Origin of the sequence: Bacteroides sp. OM05-12, assembly GCF_003438995.1 — a bacterium.
Classification (GTDB): Bacteria; Bacteroidota; Bacteroidia; order Bacteroidales; family Bacteroidaceae; genus Bacteroides.
Genome location: NZ_QSUN01000001.1, coordinates 496,500 through 515,448 on the forward strand (window position 1 = coordinate 496,500; position 18,949 = coordinate 515,448).

Genomic DNA, 18,949 nt, shown 5'->3' on the forward strand with positions numbered 1-18,949 from the left:
TAATATTATGATTAAACGATTGTTTTTCTTGTATATAGGTTTGTTTATCAGTGCCTTTTTGATTGCAGAACCTATATCAAAAGAAGAGGCACTGGAGAAGGCTTCTTCATTCATGAAGCAAAAAATGATGCGGAAAAGCCCTTCCGGTATGAAGTTGGTTTATTCTGCTCCTAAACTGAGCAAGGCAGCAGAGAATGCCTATTATTATATCTTTAATATAAATGATGATCAGGGATTTGTCATTGTTTCGGGGGATGACCGTACAGTTCCTGTTTTAGGTTACACGGATAGTGGAAGTTATGATCCGGATAATCTTCCGGATAACTTCCGTGCGTGGATGCAAGGCTATGCGGATGCGATTGAATATTTGGATAAAAAAGATGTAAAACAGAAGGCTAATCCTGCCATTACAAGTGGGGTGATTTCTGCAATTGCTCCTTTGGTGAAAACCAAATGGAATCAGGGTTCGCCTTATAACAATAAGTGCCCTATATTACAGTCTACGGGAGAAGCTGCTGCAACAGGTTGTGCTGCGACAGCTATGGCACAGGTTATGAAATACTATGAATGGCCAAAAAGTGCTACGACTTCTCTTCCGGGATACACTACTCGTACTCAGGAAATTAATATACCATCGTTGCCATCTGTCGTTTTGGATTGGAATAATATGAATAATACTTATTCCGGTAGTGAAACCGATGTGCAAACTAATGCTGTGGCTGAATTGATGTATTATTGTGGGGTGTCTATACATATGGATTATGATAGGGCTTCAGGAGCTGTTTCTGCAGATATTGCCGATGCTCTTAAAGAATATTTTGACTATGATGCGCGAACAAAGCATGTGGATAGAGGGAATTATACTTTGTCTGAATGGAAGGACTTGATTTATAAAGAACTGAAAGAGAAACGTATTGTGCTTTATCATGGTCAGTCAAGTGGTGGAGGCCATGCTTTTGTGTGCGACGGTTGTGACGGTGATGGATTATTCCATATTAATTGGGGCTGGGGAGGTACTTCTGACGGATATTTTGAACTATCGGTTTTGAATCCTGATAATAATACAAGTATAGGCTCAAGTTCCAGTTCGGATGGATATTCTTTTGCTCAAGGCGCAATTATCGGCATTCAACGGAATACGGGTGTTGCTGACGATGAAGCACCAAGATTAACCGTAAGCGATATGGCTCTTGTAGGAGATGGTGTCTATACCCGTTCTTCCATAAATGATAAATTCGTTGATATTTCATTTACTCATAATTTTTATAATGAGGCATCAGACACTTATAGTTTCTGTTATGGAATAGGGATTCAAGATGGAGAAACAGTTTATCCTTTATTAAGGACAGAGGAAGCTGTGGAATTTGGACCAGGAACAGGTTGGTTTCCTTATAAGTGGGAATTCAGTCTGAACTTTCCTGTTGGAGAGTATAAATTAGTGCCTATTTGCAAAGAAGCAAATGCGGAAGAATGGAGTCCGGCGCAGGCATCGGGCCTTAATTACATCCTTGCAAGTGTGACGGAAACAGAACTGAAGTTATCGGTAGTCTCACCTGATTTAGCTGCTAATTCAGTTGCTTTCCCAGGAGTAAGGTTAGCAGGTTACTCTCAGAATGTTACGGCTAATATTACCAATAGTGGACAGGCTGAGTTTTATGGACCTTTATATCTATGGGTGAGTCAACAAAATACAAAGCCCAATAGATATACAAGTCTTATGGGTGTAACTATACCGGGCAATGCGACTCAAGATGTTTCATTAAGCTTTACCCCGTCAGTAGCAGGTACTTATTATGTATGGATTACGACTGATTATAGAGGTAGAGATGTCCTGGCAGAAGGAAATGTAGAAATTATGGAGGCGAGCGGGTCTCCGGAAATATCTGTGACATCTTGTGAAGTTGAAGGATTGAATACTGAAAGGTTTACTAATGTATTGTATGGTAATACAATAAAATTGAATGTTACCTTGGAGAATAAAGGAAGCGTTTTTGCGGATAATGTTACGGCTTTATTGTGGAGCAATAATCAGAATGCAGGCCAAGCGACAATGTTCAGGAGTATAGGAAGTGAGGAAACGGTAACTTGTGAGTTCTTGTTTGACAACATGGAAATAGGCAAGAAATACGATGTTTACATTTTTGCCCCGGAACAGATAGGAGGTTCTAGGGTCGGTTTTACAACTCGTCCTGCTTTGACTACTTGGAAGGCGGATGGAACAAAACGGGCTGTCAAACCGGAAAACACTATCACAGTACCGGATGATGCTGTTGCTGTAGATTTATCAGGGCTGACTTATGATAATATTGTTACGAATAATAATCCTAATTGTTTGTATTTCCTGGATACGGCAGCATCTATACCTGCTAATTTGCAAGGAAAGAATCTTATTTTGGGAAGTTCTGCGGCTAAGATTGTGCTGACGGATAATCAATATTTCTATTGTCCGAAGGAGTTTGTTGCTGATGAAATAAGTTATAGCAGAACGATATCGCGAACGAGCGACGGTAAGAAAGGATGGGAAACAATCGTATTGCCATTCGACGCTACTTCTATACGGAATGCTACAGACAATGCTTGGTTGACTTTGGTCTCCGATGATGATAACTCGGGAGATGTATGCTTGAAAGAATTCTGTGGAACAGGAAACAATGATGCTATTTATTTTGACTATGCAAAAGAAATACAGGCTAATACTCCTTATATTATATCGATTCCGCAGAATAAACAGAATCTGATTAATAAATCTATAGCTTTTAGTGCAGCGGATGCAGTTGTGACCGTAACAGACCAATCTGCTGTTGCAAGTAATACATATAAATTTATAGGAGAAATGAGAGAGGCTACTCTTACAGGTGCTTATGTATTGAATTCCGAAGGTTCGGCATTTACTAAAAGAAACAATGCTAAAACAGATCCTTTTCGGGCGTATTTCACAACGGCTGTAAGTTACAATACCCTGATTACATCACTTGGTATTGACGGAATTAGTGATGCATCGGATGTACGAAATACTTTGGTGAATGAATTGATTATTTATAGAGAAAATGATAAGTTGATTATTGAAACACTTATCCCTGAAGTAATTGATATTTATGGCATAGATGGTACTAAGGTACGTAGTATTCACACTGTTACGGGAAGAAATGAGGTCGGCGGATTATCTCACGGGATTTATTTGGTTAAAGGACATAAAGTATTGATGTAGTAAGTATAACAAATATAGATAAATATGGGCACTGCGATGATTACTTTAATCATTGCGGTGTTTGTTTTTTATATTTTGATTACACTTACAATCATTTTACGATTTGGAATAAAGTGTTGTGTTAAATTTGGTAATAGATAGACACCTCACCTCCTTTTATCGGCGATTTCTTTTTTAATAGATGAATCTACTTTATTCATTTTCAATAGAAACCCGTTCTACCTTTATTATTTGATTTAGGAAGGTTGATGCCGATTCTGAGAATTTGTTTTCTGCTTCTGTGGTGAGAAAGTGGCATGTTGCATTTTTAGTACATTTTGTTTCGATTTCCGGATGTCTTTTAAGATAATCTTTTAAACTTTCTGCTACGTATTCTCCTTGCGAGACGATTGTGATTTCTTTAGGGGTATATTGTTTTATTTTAGGTAATAATAGGGGGTAATGCGTACAACCTAATATGATTGTGTCAATGTCTTTGTCTTTTTCCAGTAGTTTGCTAATATGTTTTTGAACAAAGTAGTCGGCGCCATTTTCTGCGTATTCATTGTTCTCAACCAATGGTACCCACATAGGACAGGCTTCTCCATTTACTGTTATATCCGGGAAAAGCTTATGTATTTCAAGTGGATAAGAATCTGATTTTATAGTTCCTGCCGTAGCTAATATTCCGATATGTCGGCTCTTGGTTATCGAACCTATGCATTCTGCCGTAGGTCGGATTACACCGAGAACTCTGCGTTCTGCATCCATCACGGGAAGGTTGTTCATTTGAATACTTCTCAATGCTTTGGCAGAAGCTGTATTGCAAGCAAGTATTACTAAATGACAGCCCATCTCAAACAGTTTACTCACTGCTTGAAGTGTAAACTCGTAGACAATTTCGAATGAACGGCTTCCATAAGGGGTTCGTGCATTATCACCCAAATAGAGATAATCATATTGTGGCAAATGCTGACGAATTTGGTTGAGGATGGTAAGTCCACCGTAACCGGAATCGAAGATTCCAATCGGACCGGGTGTTTGGGGAAGCCTTTTGTTCATGATGTTATCTTGTTAAACAGAAAAAGGATGATTTGAATCATCCTTTTTCCTATTATTTATAATAAAATCAAGTTCTTATTTAATACCGAGCTTTGCTTTCAAAGCAGTAGTTACATCAGTACTTTGTTTGTCATTTACATAAGGAATAGATGTTCTGCTTAGGTCGAATATATAAGTATATTGTCCTTCTTGTCCAACAGCGATAATAGCATCTTCCACTTTCTTAAAGATAGGGGCCGTTAAATCCTGTTGTGCTTTTTGCATATTTTCTTGAACTTCCTGTTCGAATTGCTGACCTCTTTCCATTAAGTCTTGCAGTTCTTTTTGTCTTCTTTCTGCAATATTTCTTGGAAGAGAATCTTGTTGTTGAATGAATTCTTGGTATTTACGGTTGAATTCATCGTTTGCTCTTTTAATTTCGTCCGTATACTTCTTTTGCAGATCTTGCAAGTCTGCCATTGCCTTTTCGTATTCAGGCATGATTTGTATAACTTCATATGATCTTACGTGACCAAATTTTAAGGTTTGAGCAAAAATACTCATCGGAATGATAAGCAAAGCTAATAATGCAATCTTCTTAAGCATAATTCTATTTTTCGTTAATAATTTTACGTAGTTAAATATAAAGTGCAAATGTATGAAATTAATTTGAATATCCTAATTTTGAGAGGATATCATTGCTGATATCTATCTTAGGTGAAGCATAAATCATACTTGTTGCTGAGGCTCTATCCCATACAACCGAATATCCTTTATTGTCTGCAATATCTTTTACGGCATTATATATCTCATCTTGTATAGGTTTCATCAAACTTTCTCTCTTTTTGAAAAGCTCGCCTTCCGGGCCAAAATATTTACGTTTCAGTTCTCCGGCTTCTTTTTCTTTTGCCACTATTTCTTCTTCTTTCTTACTTTTCTGTTCTTCAGAAAGGAATACAGCTTCTGATTGATAGTTTTTGTAAAGTGTTTGAGCTTCTTGAGCGATTGCATCCACTTCACTCTGCCATCTTTTGGATACTTGGTTCAACTGCTCGTTTGCACGTTCGTAAGCAGGGATATTTTTTAAGATATACTCCATGTCAACCAAGGCAAATTTCTGTGCACTTGCAGTAAAAGCGCAAGCGAGAAATACGATTGATAAAATAATCACTTTTTTCATAACGTCAGGTTTTAATTGTTTATATTAAGTTTCCGTTATAGTTAAAACTCTTGTCCGAGGATAAAGTGGAAATGACTTCCGCCACTGCTCTTGCTTCCCCATACTTTGTCGAAACCGTATGCCCAGTCAATACCCATCATACCCACCATAGGCAAGAAGATCCGGACACCGACACCGGCAGAACGTTTCATGTCAAACGGATTGAAATTCTTGACTTGGTTCCAAGCATTACCTCCTTCAACAAATCCCAATACATAAATACTGGTAGATGTCTCGAGCATAAGTGGATATCTAAGCTCTAATCCTAAACGGGAATAAGCATAGCTTTGTCCTGAATAGCTACCACTACCATAGGTTAGAGAACCGTTTTCGTATCCGCGAAGACCGATTGTTTCAGTAGCATATCCGGATGAATATCCTGTCATACCGTCACCGCCGACTTCAAATGTTTCAAACGGTGAACGTTTATATTTGTTGTAGTGCCCTACGATACCGAATTCAACACGGGTCATCAATACCGGACATTTTTTGCCTCCTGTAAATGCCGTATATGTTTTGGATTTGAATTTCCATTTATGATATTCAACCCATTTGTGCATCTTGTTTACGTCATTCTGATTGGTCAAGTCGTATTTTGAATAATCTTTGCCATCAAATAATGAGTATGGCGGAGTTATCTGTGCCGACAATGAGAAATCAGAACCACGACGCGGATAAATTGGGTTATCCGTTGAATTACGTGCTAAAGTCAGGTTAATGCTAAGATTGTTACATTTTCCGTTTGTTACCGGGAAATATCTCCAATTCTTCAGTGCATATCTCTGATAAGACAGCTCTGCAGATAATGTAAAGTAATCATCCGGCCATCTTAAACGTTTACCCCAACCTACAGATAAACCATACATTTTAACTGATTTATCAGGGTCTAGGAAGTTTTCGTAATTATTGTAATTTCCATAATTATAACCGCCATATCCGCTATACAAATAGTTGTAATTATTATAATAAGCACTATTATAATAACGGTCGCTAATATCTGTCTGATAAGAGAAGAATCCGGTCACAGAGAATGAGTTAGGACGCTTTCCACCAAACCATGGATCAAAGAACGAAACGCTGTAAGATTGGTAATATCTACCGTTCGTTTGTCCGCTGACGGTGAGGGTTTGTCCGTCTCCCTGCGGTAAGATACCTCTATAGTTATCACTCTTATGGAACAAATTAGCCATTGAGAAGTTCGTGAACTTTAATGCTATTTTTCCTATAAGACCAGTTTGTCCCCATCCAAGAGAGAATTCAATCTGGTCATTGGCTTTTGATTCCAAAATATAATTAATATCAACAGTTCCGTTGTTGGGGTCCGGTTCTACTTTGGGATTGATTGTTTCCGGGTTAAAGTGTCCCATTTGAGCAATTTCACGGTAAGAACGTTCCAATGCGTCTTTACTGAATAAATCACCCGGACGTGTACGGAGTTCACGACGTACGACATTTTCATATAAACGGTCGTTTCCTGTGATCTTCACCCGGTTAATTGTCGCTTGAGGACCTTCTACTATTCTCATTTCAAGGTCGATAGAGTCATTCTCTATATTGACTTCTACCGGATCGAGATTGTAGAATACATAACCATTGTTGTAGTATTGGTTTCCGATAGCATCTTCATCGCTTGAAAGACGTTGATTTAAAAGTTTTTGGTTGTAGACATCTCCTTTTTTCATACGTAACCAGAAATTCAATTCTTCGGCAGGATACAATGTATTTCCTACCCAAGTCACATTTCTTAGATAATATTTATCTCCTTCTTCTACCTTTATATATATATCAACGGTTTTTTCTGAGAATGGGGTAACACTGTCCACAACGATACGGGCATCACGATACCCCAATTCATTGTATTTATCAATGATATGCTGCTTGTCTTCTTCGTATTTCTCATCAATGAACTTCTTTGCACGGAAGAGGTTAAGGAGTTTTCCTTTCTCGTTGGTCTTCTTCATTACACGTTTCAGTTTCTTTTCCGTAACGGCATGGTTACCCTCGATTGTAATCTTATGAACCTTAACTTTTTCTTTTTTGTCGATGTAGATATCTACAATAACCTGATTCTCGGCAGATACATCGTCCCGCTGTACGATATTGACCTCGGCATTCTTAAAGCCCTTATCGTCAAAATGTTTTTTAATTAATATTTTGGCACGGTCTATCAGATTCGGGGTGATTTGGTTTCCTTTAACCAGTCCCAATTTTGCTTCCAAATCTTCACGTTCGGATTTCTTTATCCCGTGATAATTGATCTGTGAGATACGGGGACGTTGGGTTAATGCTATTTTCAGATAGATTTTGTTGCCTTCTATCTTGGTTGCCGTTATACTTACGTTGGAGAAGAGTCCGTGTCTCCAGTAACGTTTTATTGCCTGAGTAATTTCATCTCCCGGTACTGTAATAGTCTGTCCAACAGATAATCCGGATAATCCTATAAGAACATAGTCTTCATAGTTCTTAACTCCGGTTACTTCAATTCCTCCAATCTCATATTTCTTTGGAGTGCCTGAGTAAAGGATAACAGGAGTTTCGTCTGCTGTCGTTGCCTCCTGGGCAAACGCGGAACACACGAAACCGAATAAACAGACAAACGCTAATAATATGGGAGAAAAACGATAATACATCTTATATAATTTATATTTGTTCACTTGTTTTGCCAAAGCGGCGTTCTCTTTTCTGATAGTCATAAATAGCTTTATAAAACTCTTCTGCTCGGAAGTCGGGCCAGAAAGTATTACAAAAATAGAGTTCTGAATAAGCGCATTGCCATAACAGATAGTTGCTTAAACGAATTTCTCCTCCTGTCCGGATTAGTAAATCGGGATCAGGCATAAAATTCGTGGTCAGATGAGAAGCTATATAACTATCTGTAATGTCTTCTATTCCGATTTTGCCTTCTTTTACTTCTTGGGCTATTTGCTTGGTAGCTTCCGTTATTTCCCATTTAGAGGAATAACTCAAAGCCAATATTAAACACATTCCGGTATTGTGAGAGGTGCGTAGAATACACTCGTCTAACCGTTGTTGTACTTTTAACGGCAATTTCTCTATTTCACCGATTACACGAAAGCTTATATTGTTCTTCATGAAGGTTTCCTCTTCGATGGAATCGATGAGGAGATTCATCAAAGCTGTTACTTCATCTGCCGGTCTGCTCCAGTTCTCTGTAGAGAATGTATATAAGGTTAGATATTTAACGCCCAACCTGGCAGCTTCTTCCGCAATGACATGAACAGTCTCGGCTCCGACTTGGTGTCCGTAGCTTCTTTCATGACCGAGTTGTTTTGCCCATCTGCCGTTGCCATCCATAATAATGGCTATATGCTCAGGTATCCGGCTTAAATCCAATTGCTCTTTATATAGCATGTCGTACTATAAATTATTTCATTTTTCTACATTTCAGGATTGCATCCTCTGCATTTACTGAAGAAATCATAGGTTATGAAGATGGTTGTAAAGGAGTAACTATCCTTGTTCTTGAAACCGCTTCCTTTTATTCCGTATGGATCCTTCAATTGTAATCCTTCTTTGTTTGTTACATCCAATTTATCAGACAAACTAAATCGCATCGTAAATTCACATCCGATGTTCAATCGTCTTGATATTTTATATTTAACTCCCACTCCAATTGGGAAGTTCACTGTAAATACTCCTTCTGCGGGCGCAGGTGCATAGGTGAATCCCATTCCTCCTAGAATATAAGGAGTAAAGCGCCTGTTGCCCCTGAATCTTTCTCCCCAGCTATATCCCCAAAAGTTGTATTCAAACTGTGCGCCTAAATCGAATACACTTCGTTTGAAGCTAACTTGTTGGTTGTCGGGGAAAACGGTTTTCGCACTTTTAGTGCTCCCTGAAATCCTTCCCATCGCAAGGTCTGCTTTTAAAGCCATGTGGGGATTGAAATTATACCTCCAAACGGCTCCGGCTGCTATTCCCATGTTTTTAAAAGGAGTTGTAAAGTTTGCATCTCCCATATAGAAACTACCTCCGAGCATTCCTCCTATTTCCATTTTATATTCCGTGTCTTGTTGGGCACGAAGTTGTAAAACGGAGCAAATCAACAGCACAAATATAATAAGCGTTTTATTAATAAATGTCATACCTACATCTTTTATAAGTTAGTATATTCCATTAACAAAACGCTAATTTAACCTGAAAATTATTTTTCTCCTTTACTTTTATTCATTCTTAAACCCTAAGCGGTTTATTCTTCCTTTCCAAATAGCATCGCTTCCACTGGGCATAATCCAAATATAATCTGAATTGTCTACCAGATAAGAGAATGGCATGTTTTTACCTGCAAGTGCTGTTGGCAGCATAGCTTTTTCCGTTATCGGTTTCCATACTAATCCGTTGTCTTTTGATGAATAAAGGTATTTAAAACCATCTACGTTTCCTTCGTTATCTTTACCTTTTCCTCCAAAAACATATAGTTGACTATTGTAATTGATCATGGCTATATTTTCCAACTTCGGACAATTATATCCTGTTGAATTAATAATTCTGTCCCATCTGTTCGTATCAGAATAGGATGTCCAAACCGGAGTAAAGTCTTCCGAAGTATTTTCTTCACCGCTTATCATGATTGTTTGTTCTATCGAAGGATTGGTCGGAAGAGGTTTTGTTGTGGATATATAATCCGTTCCCGGGAAGTTTTCCGGTATATCTCCTAACTCGATTGAAGTAAAACTATCATTGGATGATGGTATGATTTCTATGAATTTACCGTTATAGGTACCAATTAGCTTATCTTGAACAAGGGCGATAAGACCTGTTGCCTGCACTGTTTCGTCCTGCCAGTCTACTCCGTTGCTTGAAGAATAAAGTTTACCATCTGCTAAGATAAGCAGTTTATTATTGAAGGCCATAACAGAGGAATAGTTCGCCTTTGACGTTAGTCCGTTAAGATCTGTCAGTGGGCTCCATGAAGTACCGTTTTCTGAGGTCGTTACCTGTACTTGAGCATTGTCTACAAATACGTAAGCTTTATTGTTGAACCATATTGCTTTTTGTTTTGTAGCTGCTGATGTAACAGGGAAGCCGCTTTCTTTGATTTCGCTCCACACCAATAAATCCGGATCTACTTGGTGCACGTTGACTTTTACTTCATATATTTTAGAAATAAGCCTGTCCGGTGCATATACCGTGAACATAATCGGGTGGGTGAAGTCTAAAGAGTCAGTGGAAGCCCAATAACAGAGTGAGTCTTGCCCATTCTTGTCTTTTACTTGGTAAGTTGCCGTGGCTGAACTTGTAAGTGACATATTTATGGATACCTTTTTTACATCTGTAAGATAAGGCAATGAGTCGGTGTTGTAAACTTGCTTTCCGGTTTGATCTATCGTAAACCGATAGTCAGAGCCCTTAATCGTAAAAGTCGTTGTATCATTGCCTTCAATAAGGACTGTCTTTATATTGTTGATAGAAAAGCCGTAAATATTGGCATCATTACTATATTCAACTTTGTCGTCGCTATCCAGGCAAGATGTAATGGTCAACGATGCGATAAAAAGGCTTGCAAGTATAGGTAATAACTTTATCTTCATTGAAAAATGCTTGTTATTTTATTATAAGCTGCAAAAATAGGAACAATTTTGTCTAAATCGAACATTCAGAATAAGTTTTATATAAAATTATAGATAAAACTTCTTATTTTGTCTGCCAATCACGTAGTTGGAGATATAAATACGGCGTGTTTTGTAATGAAAGTGCAGGTGTTTGAATCGTTTCGTGTGGGGAAGCCTGTCGTTTCACCTAGGGCAAACGACAGGCTTCCCATGGTTGAACGACAGGATGGGCATGGTTAAACGATTCAAATGTAAGGGCGAATGGATTGAGCGATACTTGGGACTGATTATTGACAATAATGGCAAATGGTAACACCGAAATGTCTCTCGTTTTCGCAGATGCTTTTCCTGTCTATATAGGGCGCTTTTACTCCGTCCTGTAAGCATACGGCAGATTTTTCAACATATGCTTCATCCCAAAGATTATCTTTGATAAATGATTCTAATAATATACTGCCCCCTTCTATCAGAATACTTTGTATGTCTTTTTTATAGAGTATGGTCATCATTTGCGGTAGTATATCCGATTGGAAATCCAGTTGGATATATTCTACATCATTATTACCTGATGCTTCCTTTTGAGTAAAACAGAGAGTAGGGATATTATCTTGAAAAAGGTGCAGGCTTGATGGGAGAGATAAATCTTTGTCGATAACAATTCTTGTCGGATTCTTACCATACCAATTACGTACGGTCAATGACGGATTGTCCAATAGTGCGGTTCTTGTTCCTACTATAATGCCGTCTGCTTCGGCTCTTTTTTTATGTACCAGCATAGTAGTTAGGGCGGTAGAGAGTATAACCGGTTTCCCATCGGTGCGGTTGATGTCTAAATAACCGTCTGCTGATTCCGCCCATTTTAAAGTGATATAAGGACGTTTCTTTGTGTTGAACAAAATGAACTTCTTTATTAGATCTTTGCACGCTTGCTCCATTACACCGACTTTTACTTCCACGCCGGCTTCTCGAAGCATTTGTATTCCTCGCCCGGCTACTTTGGAGAAAGGGTCTTGACAACCGATGACGACACGGGGAATTTGTTTCTCTATGATGAGTTTGGCACAGGGAGGTGTCTTGCCATAATGTGCACAAGGTTCCAGACTTACATAAATGGTGGAGTCTTTTAATAAAGATTTATCTTTGATCGAACGGATAGCATTGACTTCGGCATGTGCTTCGCCATACCGCGCATGATATCCTTCTCCGATGATTCTTCCTTTATATACGATAACTGCACCTACCATAGGATTGGGGGCAACATGCCCTTCGCCATTTCTTGCCAACTGGATACAACGGCTTATATATTTTTCTTCTTCTGTCATCATTATCCTTTTCTAAAGTTTTATTTCTACCTTTGCGCTATGCAAAAGATTATTCAGCACATCAAGCATTCCTTGTCCGGATATTATCCTGAAACGGAGATAAAAGCTTTCACAAAGATACTGTTTTGTGATGTTTTTCATCTCAATATGCTGGATATTTATCTGGGTAGAAATATTAAATTATCGGAAGAAGAGCTTACTTTGTTAGAGGATGTTCTCGTCAGATTGCGCAAGCAGGAGCCGATACAGTATATTATAGGTAGTACACAGTTTTACGGATTGACTTTGCAAGTGAATGAAGATACTTTGATTCCCCGCCCCGAAACGGCAGAACTGGTAGATTTGATTATCAAAGAAAATGGTGATAAGGCTTTAACGATTTTGGATATTGGTACCGGTAGTGGCTGTATTGCTATATCGTTGGCCTTGAACTTGCCAAAAGCGAGGGTCAAGGCTTGGGATATATCCGAAGGGGCTTTGAGGATAGCGACAGCAAATGCCCGGACTTTACAAGCGAAGGTGAATTTTGAATGTAAAGATGCTTTGCACGCAACTGTTGAAAGTGAAAGTTTGGACATAATCGTAAGTAATCCTCCTTATATTACAGAGAAAGAGAAAGCGGATATGGAAGCAAATGTTTTGGACTGGGAGCCGGCTTCTGCTCTTTTTGTTCCGGATGAAGATCCGTTATTGTTTTATCGTGCGATTGCAACCCTTGGCAAAATAGCATTAAAAGATAACGGAAAGGTTTATTTTGAAATTAATCAGGCATTTGGCGAAGATACGTATAGAATGATGTCCGACTTGGGTTATCACCAAATAGAAGTGTTGAAAGATCTGTCAGGTAAGGATAGAATTGTAAAAGCTGTGAAATGAAAGAACTGAGCGAAAAGGAAGCTTTATATAAAGCGGCGGCATATTGCTCGTCGTCAGAACACTGCTTGTCGGAGGTTGCCGATAAATTGGACGGTTGGGGAGTATCTCCGGCAGTAAAAGAGTCTATTTTGCAGTATCTGCTGAAAGAGAAATATATTGATGAAAACCGTTACTGTCGTTGCTTTGTCAGTGATAAGTTCCGGTATAATAAGTGGGGGAAGAACAAAATTGCCCAAGCTCTTTGGCAAAAGAAGATATCCAAAGATGTTTTTGACGTTTGGTTGAATGAGATTGACGAACAGGAATACATAGATGTTTTAAAAGAGCTGATAGCAGCAAAGAAGAAAAGTATAAAAGCAAAAAGCAGTTATGAATTGAATGGGAAGTTGATTCGTTTTGCATTGGGCAGAGGATTCGAGATGGAGATGATAAAACGTTGTATTAACTGTACCGATGATGAAGAATAGTTGGCTGACGGATTTTATCCGATTGCTCTTTCCTCCATGCTGCGTGGTTTGTGAAGATGCTTTGTCCATAGGCGAGGAATGTCTTTGTTTAAAATGCCTGCTCAATATGCCTAAAACGAATTATCATTTGGTTGCGGATAATGAACTGGAAAAACGCTTCTGGGGGAAGTTTCCGATAGAGCGGGCTTCGGCTTATTTTCATTATGTAAAAGGTAGTGATTTCGATAAAATTCTTTTTGAACTCAAATATCACGGGCAGAAAGAAGTAGGGGAGTATATGGGAAGATATATGGCGAATGATTTATTGGTTTCCGGCTTTTTTAATGAAATAGATATTATCGTTCCTGTGCCATTGCATAAAAAGCGGGAGAAGGAGAGAGGATATAATCAAAGCGAATGGATTGCTTCCGGTATATCTAAGATTACAGGCATTCCTGTTAATACCAATTCTATAAAGCGAGTAGAGGCAAATTCGACTCAAACCCGTAAAAGCGTATGGGACAGGTGGGAGAATGTTCAAAATCTTTTTGCTGTGGTTTCCTCTTCAGAACTTCAGGGGAAACATATCCTGTTGGTTGACGATGTACTGACGACGGGAGCTACAATTGTTTCCTGTGCATCTAAAATCATGGAGGTGCGAGGTGTTCGCATAAGCGTCCTGACATTGGCTGCGGCGTAAGGTTTATGCATTTTCCTGAGTGAGTTATTATTTTTTTATGCTTCTAACATTATTTATTTAAAAAATATTTGGATTGAGTTTCACTTATTCAATGCATTTCCGTATTTTTGCATCATATTTATCATACTTAGTTACGTTATGAAAACTTTAGAGAGACTGTTCGCAGAGAAATTACTTAAGATTAAGGCTATTAAACTTCAACCGGCAAATCCTTTTACATGGGCTTCCGGCTGGAAATCTCCTTTTTATTGCGATAACCGCAAGACTCTTTCGTATCCTTCTTTACGTAATTTTGTCAAGATTGAGATTGCGCGTTTGATTTTGGAGAACTTCGGACAGGTAGATGCTATTGCCGGTGTAGCTACCGGAGCTATACCACAAGGAGCTTTGGTTGCTGATGAGTTGAATCTTCCGTTTGTTTACGTGCGTTCTACTCCGAAAGACCATGGATTAGAAAACCTGATTGAAGGTGAACTTCGTCCGGGTATGAAGGTTGTTGTTGTTGAGGATTTGGTTTCTACGGGCGGTAGTAGTCTTAAGGCGGTTGAAGCTATCCGTCGTGACGGATGTGAAGTTATCGGAATGATTGCTTCTTTCACTTATGGTTTCGACGTTGCTGTTCAGGCATTCAGAGAGTCAAAGGTGAATCTGCTCACGTTAACAAACTATGAAGCTGTACTTGAAGTTGCATTGAAAACAGGATATATTGACGAAGACGATGTGGAGGTGTTGAAAACATGGAGACAAGATCCTGCACATTGGGATGCCGGCAAGTAACGACATAGATAAAACCGAGATAACTATTAAACTGAAAATATTGTTATTGAGCTGGGTGTGCTTCATAAATCGTGTGGCATAACTTAGCTCTTTTGCGTTTTTAATATTTAAAAGAATGACTCAATTTGAAAGTGGCGTTAAGATAATACCTTATAGCCAGGAATGTGTATATAACAAGATTTCGGATTTATCAAATCTGGAAAGTGTGAAAGATAAGATACCTGAAGGAAAAGTGTCCGACTTGAGTTTTGATTCGGATTCATTGAGCTTTAGTATAGCTCCTGCAGGAAATGTCTGTCTGCGTATTGTAGACCGTGAACCGTATAAGTGTGTGAAGTTTGAAACGGAGAAATCTCCCCTGCCTTTCAACCTTTGGATTCAAGTAGTACCTGTATCCGATACGGAATGCAAGATGAAACTAACAATTAAAGCTGAAATAAATCCTTTTATAAAAGGTATGATCCAAAAGCCTTTACAAGAGGGGCTAGAGAAAATGGCAGAAATGCTTGCGCATATTCCTTATTAATATATAAGAACGAAGGAGATTTTAATATGTCACAAAAACTTTGGGAAAAGAATATTCAGGTAAATAAAGATATAGAGAAGTTTACTGTCGGGCGTGACCGTGAAATGGATTTATATCTTGCCAAACATGATGTGCTTGGTTCAATGGCACATATAACCATGTTGGAAAGTATTAGTCTGCTTACACCGGAAGAACTTGATCTTTTACTGGCCGAGCTTAAAAATATATATGCGTCGGCAGAGAAGGGGGAATTTGTGATAGAGGATGGCGTAGAAGATGTCCATTCACAGGTTGAGTTGATGCTTACCCGTAAATTAGGGGATGTGGGAAAGAAGATTCATAGTGGTCGTTCCCGCAATGATCAGGTATTGTTGGACTTGAAGCTTTTTACCCGTTCGCAAATATATGAAATAGCAGCAGCAGTCAATCAGCTCTTCGAAATATTAATCTCGCAGAGTGAGCGTTATAAAGAGGTGCTGATGCCGGGTTATACCCATTTGCAAATTGCTATGCCTTCTTCGTTTGGTTTGTGGTTTGGTGCTTATGCGGAAAGCCTGGTGGATGATATGATGTTTTTGCAGGCTGCATTTAAGATGTGCAATCGTAATCCTTTGGGATCTGCTGCCGGTTATGGCTCTTCTTTTCCGTTAAACCGTACTATGACTACAAGTTTGTTAGGATTCGATTCTTTGAATTATAATGTAGTATATGCACAGATGGGACGTGGAAAGATGGAGCGTAATGTTGCTTTTGCACTTGCCTCTATTGCCGGAACTATTTCTAAATTGGCTTATGATGCGTGTTTATTTAATAGCCAGAATTTTGGCTTTGTGAAACTGCCGGATGAGTGTACTACCGGTTCGAGTATCATGCCACATAAGAAGAATCCGGATGTATTTGAACTGACTCGTGCAAAATGTAATAAGATACAATCGCTTCCACAGCAGATAATGATGATTGCCAATAACTTGCCTTCGGGCTATTTTCGCGATCTCCAGATTATAAAAGAAATATTCCTTCCTGCTTTTCAGGAACTGAAAGACTGTTTACGGATGACAACGTATATCATGAACGAAATAAAAGTAAATGAACATATTTTGGATGATGATAAGTATCTTTTGATTTTCAGTGTAGAGGAAGTGAATCGTCTAGCATCTGAAGGTATGCCTTTCCGTGATGCTTATAAGAAGGTTGGACTTGATATAGAAGCCGGAAAGTTTATGCATGAGAAAAAAGTACGGCATACACATGAAGGAAGTATCGGTAATCTTTGCAATGATAAGATTAGTCTGTTAATGCAGCAGGTTATGGATGGCTTTGGTTTCGATGGGATGTTAAATGCAGAGAGTAATCTCTTAAAATAGAATATCATGGAAAATTCTGTTCTTGCAAATAGTCGTTATGATCGGATGCAGTATAAGTATTGCGGTAAAAGTGGTTTGATGCTACCTCGTATATCTCTGGGTTTGTGGCATAACTTTGGTGATGTCGATGACTTCACTGTGGCTACGGATATGATTAAATGCGCATTTGATAACGGTATTACGCATTTTGATTTAGCGAATAACTATGGACCGACTCCGGGAAGTGCGGAACGTAACTTTGGTAAAATCTTGAAAGATAACTTTGCAGGATATCGGGATGAAATGATTATCTCTTCCAAAGCCGGGCATCTGATGTGGGAAGGTCCCTATGGAGATGGCAGTTCCCGGAAAAGTATCATGGCGAGCATTGATCAAAGTTTGCGTCGTACGGGGTTGGAATACTTTGATATTTTTTACAGTCATCGTTATGATGGGGTTACGCCGGTAGAGGAAACAATGCAAGCATTGATCGATATAGTAAAGCAGGGGAAAGCTCTATATGTAGGATTGTCTAAATATCCTCCTGAAAAGGCAAAATTTGCTTATGAAATGCTGAAACGGAATGGAGTGCCATGTTTGATTAATCAAGATAAGTATAGTATGTTCGTACGTAAGGTGGAAGATGAAACACTTGGTCTCGCTTCAGAATACGGAGTTGGCTTTATTGCTTTTTCTCCGTTGGCGCAAGGCCTATTGACGAACAAGTATTTGCATGGTATCCCGGAGAATTCTCGTGCTGCAAAGTCTTCGGGTTTCTTAAAGGTAGAACAGGTAACAAATGATAAAATCAATGTGGCTCGACTTTTGAATGAGATTGCAGCTCGTCGCGGTCAGACTCTCGCTCAGATGGCTTTGGCATGGGTGCTGAAAGATGAACGAGTTACTTCTGTGATTGTTGGTGCCAGCTCTGTGAAACAGTTGGAAGATAATATTCATACAATAAATAATCTTAGTTTTACGTTTGATGAATTACAAGTAATAGAAAATGTATTGTTGCAAGTAAATTCTTAAAAAGCGATGTAGATGTATAAATTCTTTTTTTTCTTTTTAGTCATATTTTTTTTGCCGGGATGTAATGATACATTCTATTCAAGCATTCCGAATGCACCTGTGAACTTCATTTGTAGTTTGGCTCAATCACCATATGTGATAATTACAACAACAAATCAATTTTTCACAGTGCAAAAAACAAGCTCTGGTTTTTCTGGTATTAATACTGCAGGACAAAAAATATCAGGAAATAAGTATGGTTTTTATTTCGGATACGGAGGTATTCTTGTAGGCAATTCTGCTTTTAATGGATATTGTGCTTTTGACTTAGCTTGTCCTTATGAATATAAAGAATATAATAAGAAGGTTTCTGTTGAATTACAAACAGATGGAATTGGTACTGCGATTTGTCCGGTATGTCAAACCAAATATGATTTAAATAATGGAGGTATACCCAAAGAGGGTGATAGTAAAGAACGGTTAAAACCCTATAAAGTAACTCTATTCATGGAAAATGGCGTTGAGAATATTGCCGTAAGTAATTAAATGAAAATTATGGAGTAAATTTCTTCTGAATATTTTGCAGAAACAATAAAACTTTCTATCTTTGCACCCGTTAAAAATGCGGAAATAGCTCAGTTGGTAGAGCATAACCTTGCCAAGGTTAGGGTCGCGAGTTCGAGTCTCGTTTTCCGCTCTTCTTTGACAGGATGCTCGAATGGTGGAATCGGTAGACACGAGGGACTTAAAATCCCTTGACCATTGCGGTTGTGGGGGTTCAAGTCCCCCTTCGAGTACTCTAAGGGACGAATCGTGTTTTCCATGGTTCGTCTCTTTCTTTTTATCTCCGTTACCTGTTGGATATGAATACGGACCAACGTAAAAACCTGAGGGCTTTTCCTATTATGCATATAACTTAGTTAATCTG

17 protein-coding genes and 2 tRNA genes are annotated in these 18,949 nt (G+C 38.7%); 11 read left to right on the top strand and 8 right to left on the bottom strand.

Annotated features, from left to right (window positions below):
- Nucleotides 1–7: 7 nt before the first annotated feature.
- Nucleotides 8–3,208, top strand: coding sequence for a C10 family peptidase (locus DXB63_RS01830; RefSeq protein WP_122124656.1), 3,201 nt, complete (start codon nt 8–10; stop codon nt 3,206–3,208).
- A gap of 192 nt (nt 3,209–3,400) precedes the next feature.
- Here the strand turns inward: DXB63_RS01830 and murI are convergent, their stop codons facing one another.
- The 8 genes from murI to ribD all read right to left on the bottom strand — a co-directional run bounded on the left by murI (nt 3,401) and on the right by ribD (nt 12,342).
- The gene (gene murI, locus DXB63_RS01835) at nt 3,401–4,249 is read right to left on the bottom strand and encodes a glutamate racemase (RefSeq protein ID WP_122124657.1); all 849 of its coding nucleotides are present in this window, start codon (nt 4,247–4,249) and stop codon (nt 3,401–3,403) included.
- Between the two features lie 75 nt (nt 4,250–4,324).
- The gene (locus tag DXB63_RS01840; protein WP_122124658.1) at nt 4,325–4,834 is read right to left on the bottom strand and encodes an OmpH family outer membrane protein; all 510 of its coding nucleotides are present in this window, start codon (nt 4,832–4,834) and stop codon (nt 4,325–4,327) included.
- Nucleotides 4,835–4,892: 58 nt separating this feature from the next.
- Complete coding sequence (locus tag DXB63_RS01845) at nt 4,893–5,408, bottom strand: OmpH family outer membrane protein (protein WP_122124659.1); 516 nt, start codon at nt 5,406–5,408, stop codon at nt 4,893–4,895.
- Between the two features lie 41 nt (nt 5,409–5,449).
- Nucleotides 5,450–8,077 (bottom strand): outer membrane protein assembly factor BamA, encoded by a 2,628-nt coding sequence (gene bamA / locus DXB63_RS01850; RefSeq protein ID WP_122124696.1) that lies wholly within the window; start codon nt 8,075–8,077, stop codon nt 5,450–5,452.
- 10 nt (nt 8,078–8,087) lie between these two features.
- The gene (locus tag DXB63_RS01855) at nt 8,088–8,819 is read right to left on the bottom strand and encodes an isoprenyl transferase (protein ID WP_122124660.1); all 732 of its coding nucleotides are present in this window, start codon (nt 8,817–8,819) and stop codon (nt 8,088–8,090) included.
- A 26-nt stretch (nt 8,820–8,845) separates the two neighbouring features.
- The gene (locus DXB63_RS01860) at nt 8,846–9,553 is read right to left on the bottom strand and encodes a DUF6089 family protein (protein WP_122124661.1); all 708 of its coding nucleotides are present in this window, start codon (nt 9,551–9,553) and stop codon (nt 8,846–8,848) included.
- Between the two features lie 78 nt (nt 9,554–9,631).
- Entirely contained in the window at nt 9,632–10,999 is a 1,368-nt protein-coding gene (locus tag DXB63_RS01865; RefSeq protein WP_122124662.1) for a DUF6242 domain-containing protein, read from the bottom strand.
- A gap of 308 nt (nt 11,000–11,307) precedes the next feature.
- On the bottom strand, nt 11,308–12,342 hold the full coding sequence (ribD, locus tag DXB63_RS01870) for a bifunctional diaminohydroxyphosphoribosylaminopyrimidine deaminase/5-amino-6-(5-phosphoribosylamino)uracil reductase RibD (protein WP_122124663.1): 1,035 nt from the start codon (nt 12,340–12,342) through the stop codon (nt 11,308–11,310).
- Between the two features lie 39 nt (nt 12,343–12,381).
- Here ribD and prmC point away from each other — a divergent pair, with 39 nt between their 5' ends.
- The 10 genes from prmC to DXB63_RS01920 all read left to right on the top strand — a co-directional run bounded on the left by prmC (nt 12,382) and on the right by DXB63_RS01920 (nt 18,818).
- Nucleotides 12,382–13,218 carry a peptide chain release factor N(5)-glutamine methyltransferase gene (prmC, locus tag DXB63_RS01875; RefSeq protein WP_122124664.1) on the top strand — a complete coding sequence of 279 codons (837 nt, stop codon included), beginning with the start codon at nt 12,382–12,384 and terminating at the stop codon, nt 13,216–13,218.
- A complete protein-coding gene (locus DXB63_RS01880) occupies nt 13,215–13,685 on the top strand; it encodes a regulatory protein RecX (protein ID WP_122124665.1) in 471 nt (156 codons plus the stop codon). The genes prmC and DXB63_RS01880 overlap by 4 nt, the downstream gene beginning before the upstream one ends.
- Nucleotides 13,672–14,364, top strand: a complete 693-nt coding sequence (locus tag DXB63_RS01885) for a ComF family protein (RefSeq protein WP_369869570.1) — start codon at nt 13,672–13,674, stop codon at nt 14,362–14,364. Before DXB63_RS01880 ends, DXB63_RS01885 begins: the two co-directional genes overlap by 14 nt.
- A gap of 138 nt (nt 14,365–14,502) precedes the next feature.
- Nucleotides 14,503–15,141, top strand: coding sequence for an orotate phosphoribosyltransferase (gene pyrE / locus DXB63_RS01890; RefSeq protein WP_122124666.1), 639 nt, complete (start codon nt 14,503–14,505; stop codon nt 15,139–15,141).
- 115 nt (nt 15,142–15,256) lie between these two features.
- Nucleotides 15,257–15,667: an SRPBCC family protein gene (locus tag DXB63_RS01895; protein WP_122124667.1), complete on the top strand. Its 411-nt coding sequence runs from the start codon at nt 15,257–15,259 to the stop codon at nt 15,665–15,667.
- 26 nt (nt 15,668–15,693) lie between these two features.
- Complete coding sequence (gene argH, locus DXB63_RS01900) at nt 15,694–17,031, top strand: argininosuccinate lyase (protein ID WP_122124668.1); 1,338 nt, start codon at nt 15,694–15,696, stop codon at nt 17,029–17,031.
- A 6-nt stretch (nt 17,032–17,037) separates the two neighbouring features.
- On the top strand, nt 17,038–18,042 hold the full coding sequence (locus tag DXB63_RS01905; RefSeq protein ID WP_122124669.1) for an aldo/keto reductase: 1,005 nt from the start codon (nt 17,038–17,040) through the stop codon (nt 18,040–18,042).
- A gap of 12 nt (nt 18,043–18,054) precedes the next feature.
- On the top strand, nt 18,055–18,567 hold the full coding sequence (locus tag DXB63_RS01910; RefSeq protein ID WP_122124670.1) for a hypothetical protein: 513 nt from the start codon (nt 18,055–18,057) through the stop codon (nt 18,565–18,567).
- A 78-nt stretch (nt 18,568–18,645) separates the two neighbouring features.
- A tRNA-Gly gene (locus DXB63_RS01915) sits at nt 18,646–18,718 on the top strand.
- A gap of 15 nt (nt 18,719–18,733) precedes the next feature.
- Nucleotides 18,734–18,818: transfer RNA gene (locus tag DXB63_RS01920), tRNA-Leu, on the top strand.
- Nucleotides 18,819–18,949 lie beyond the last annotated feature (131 nt).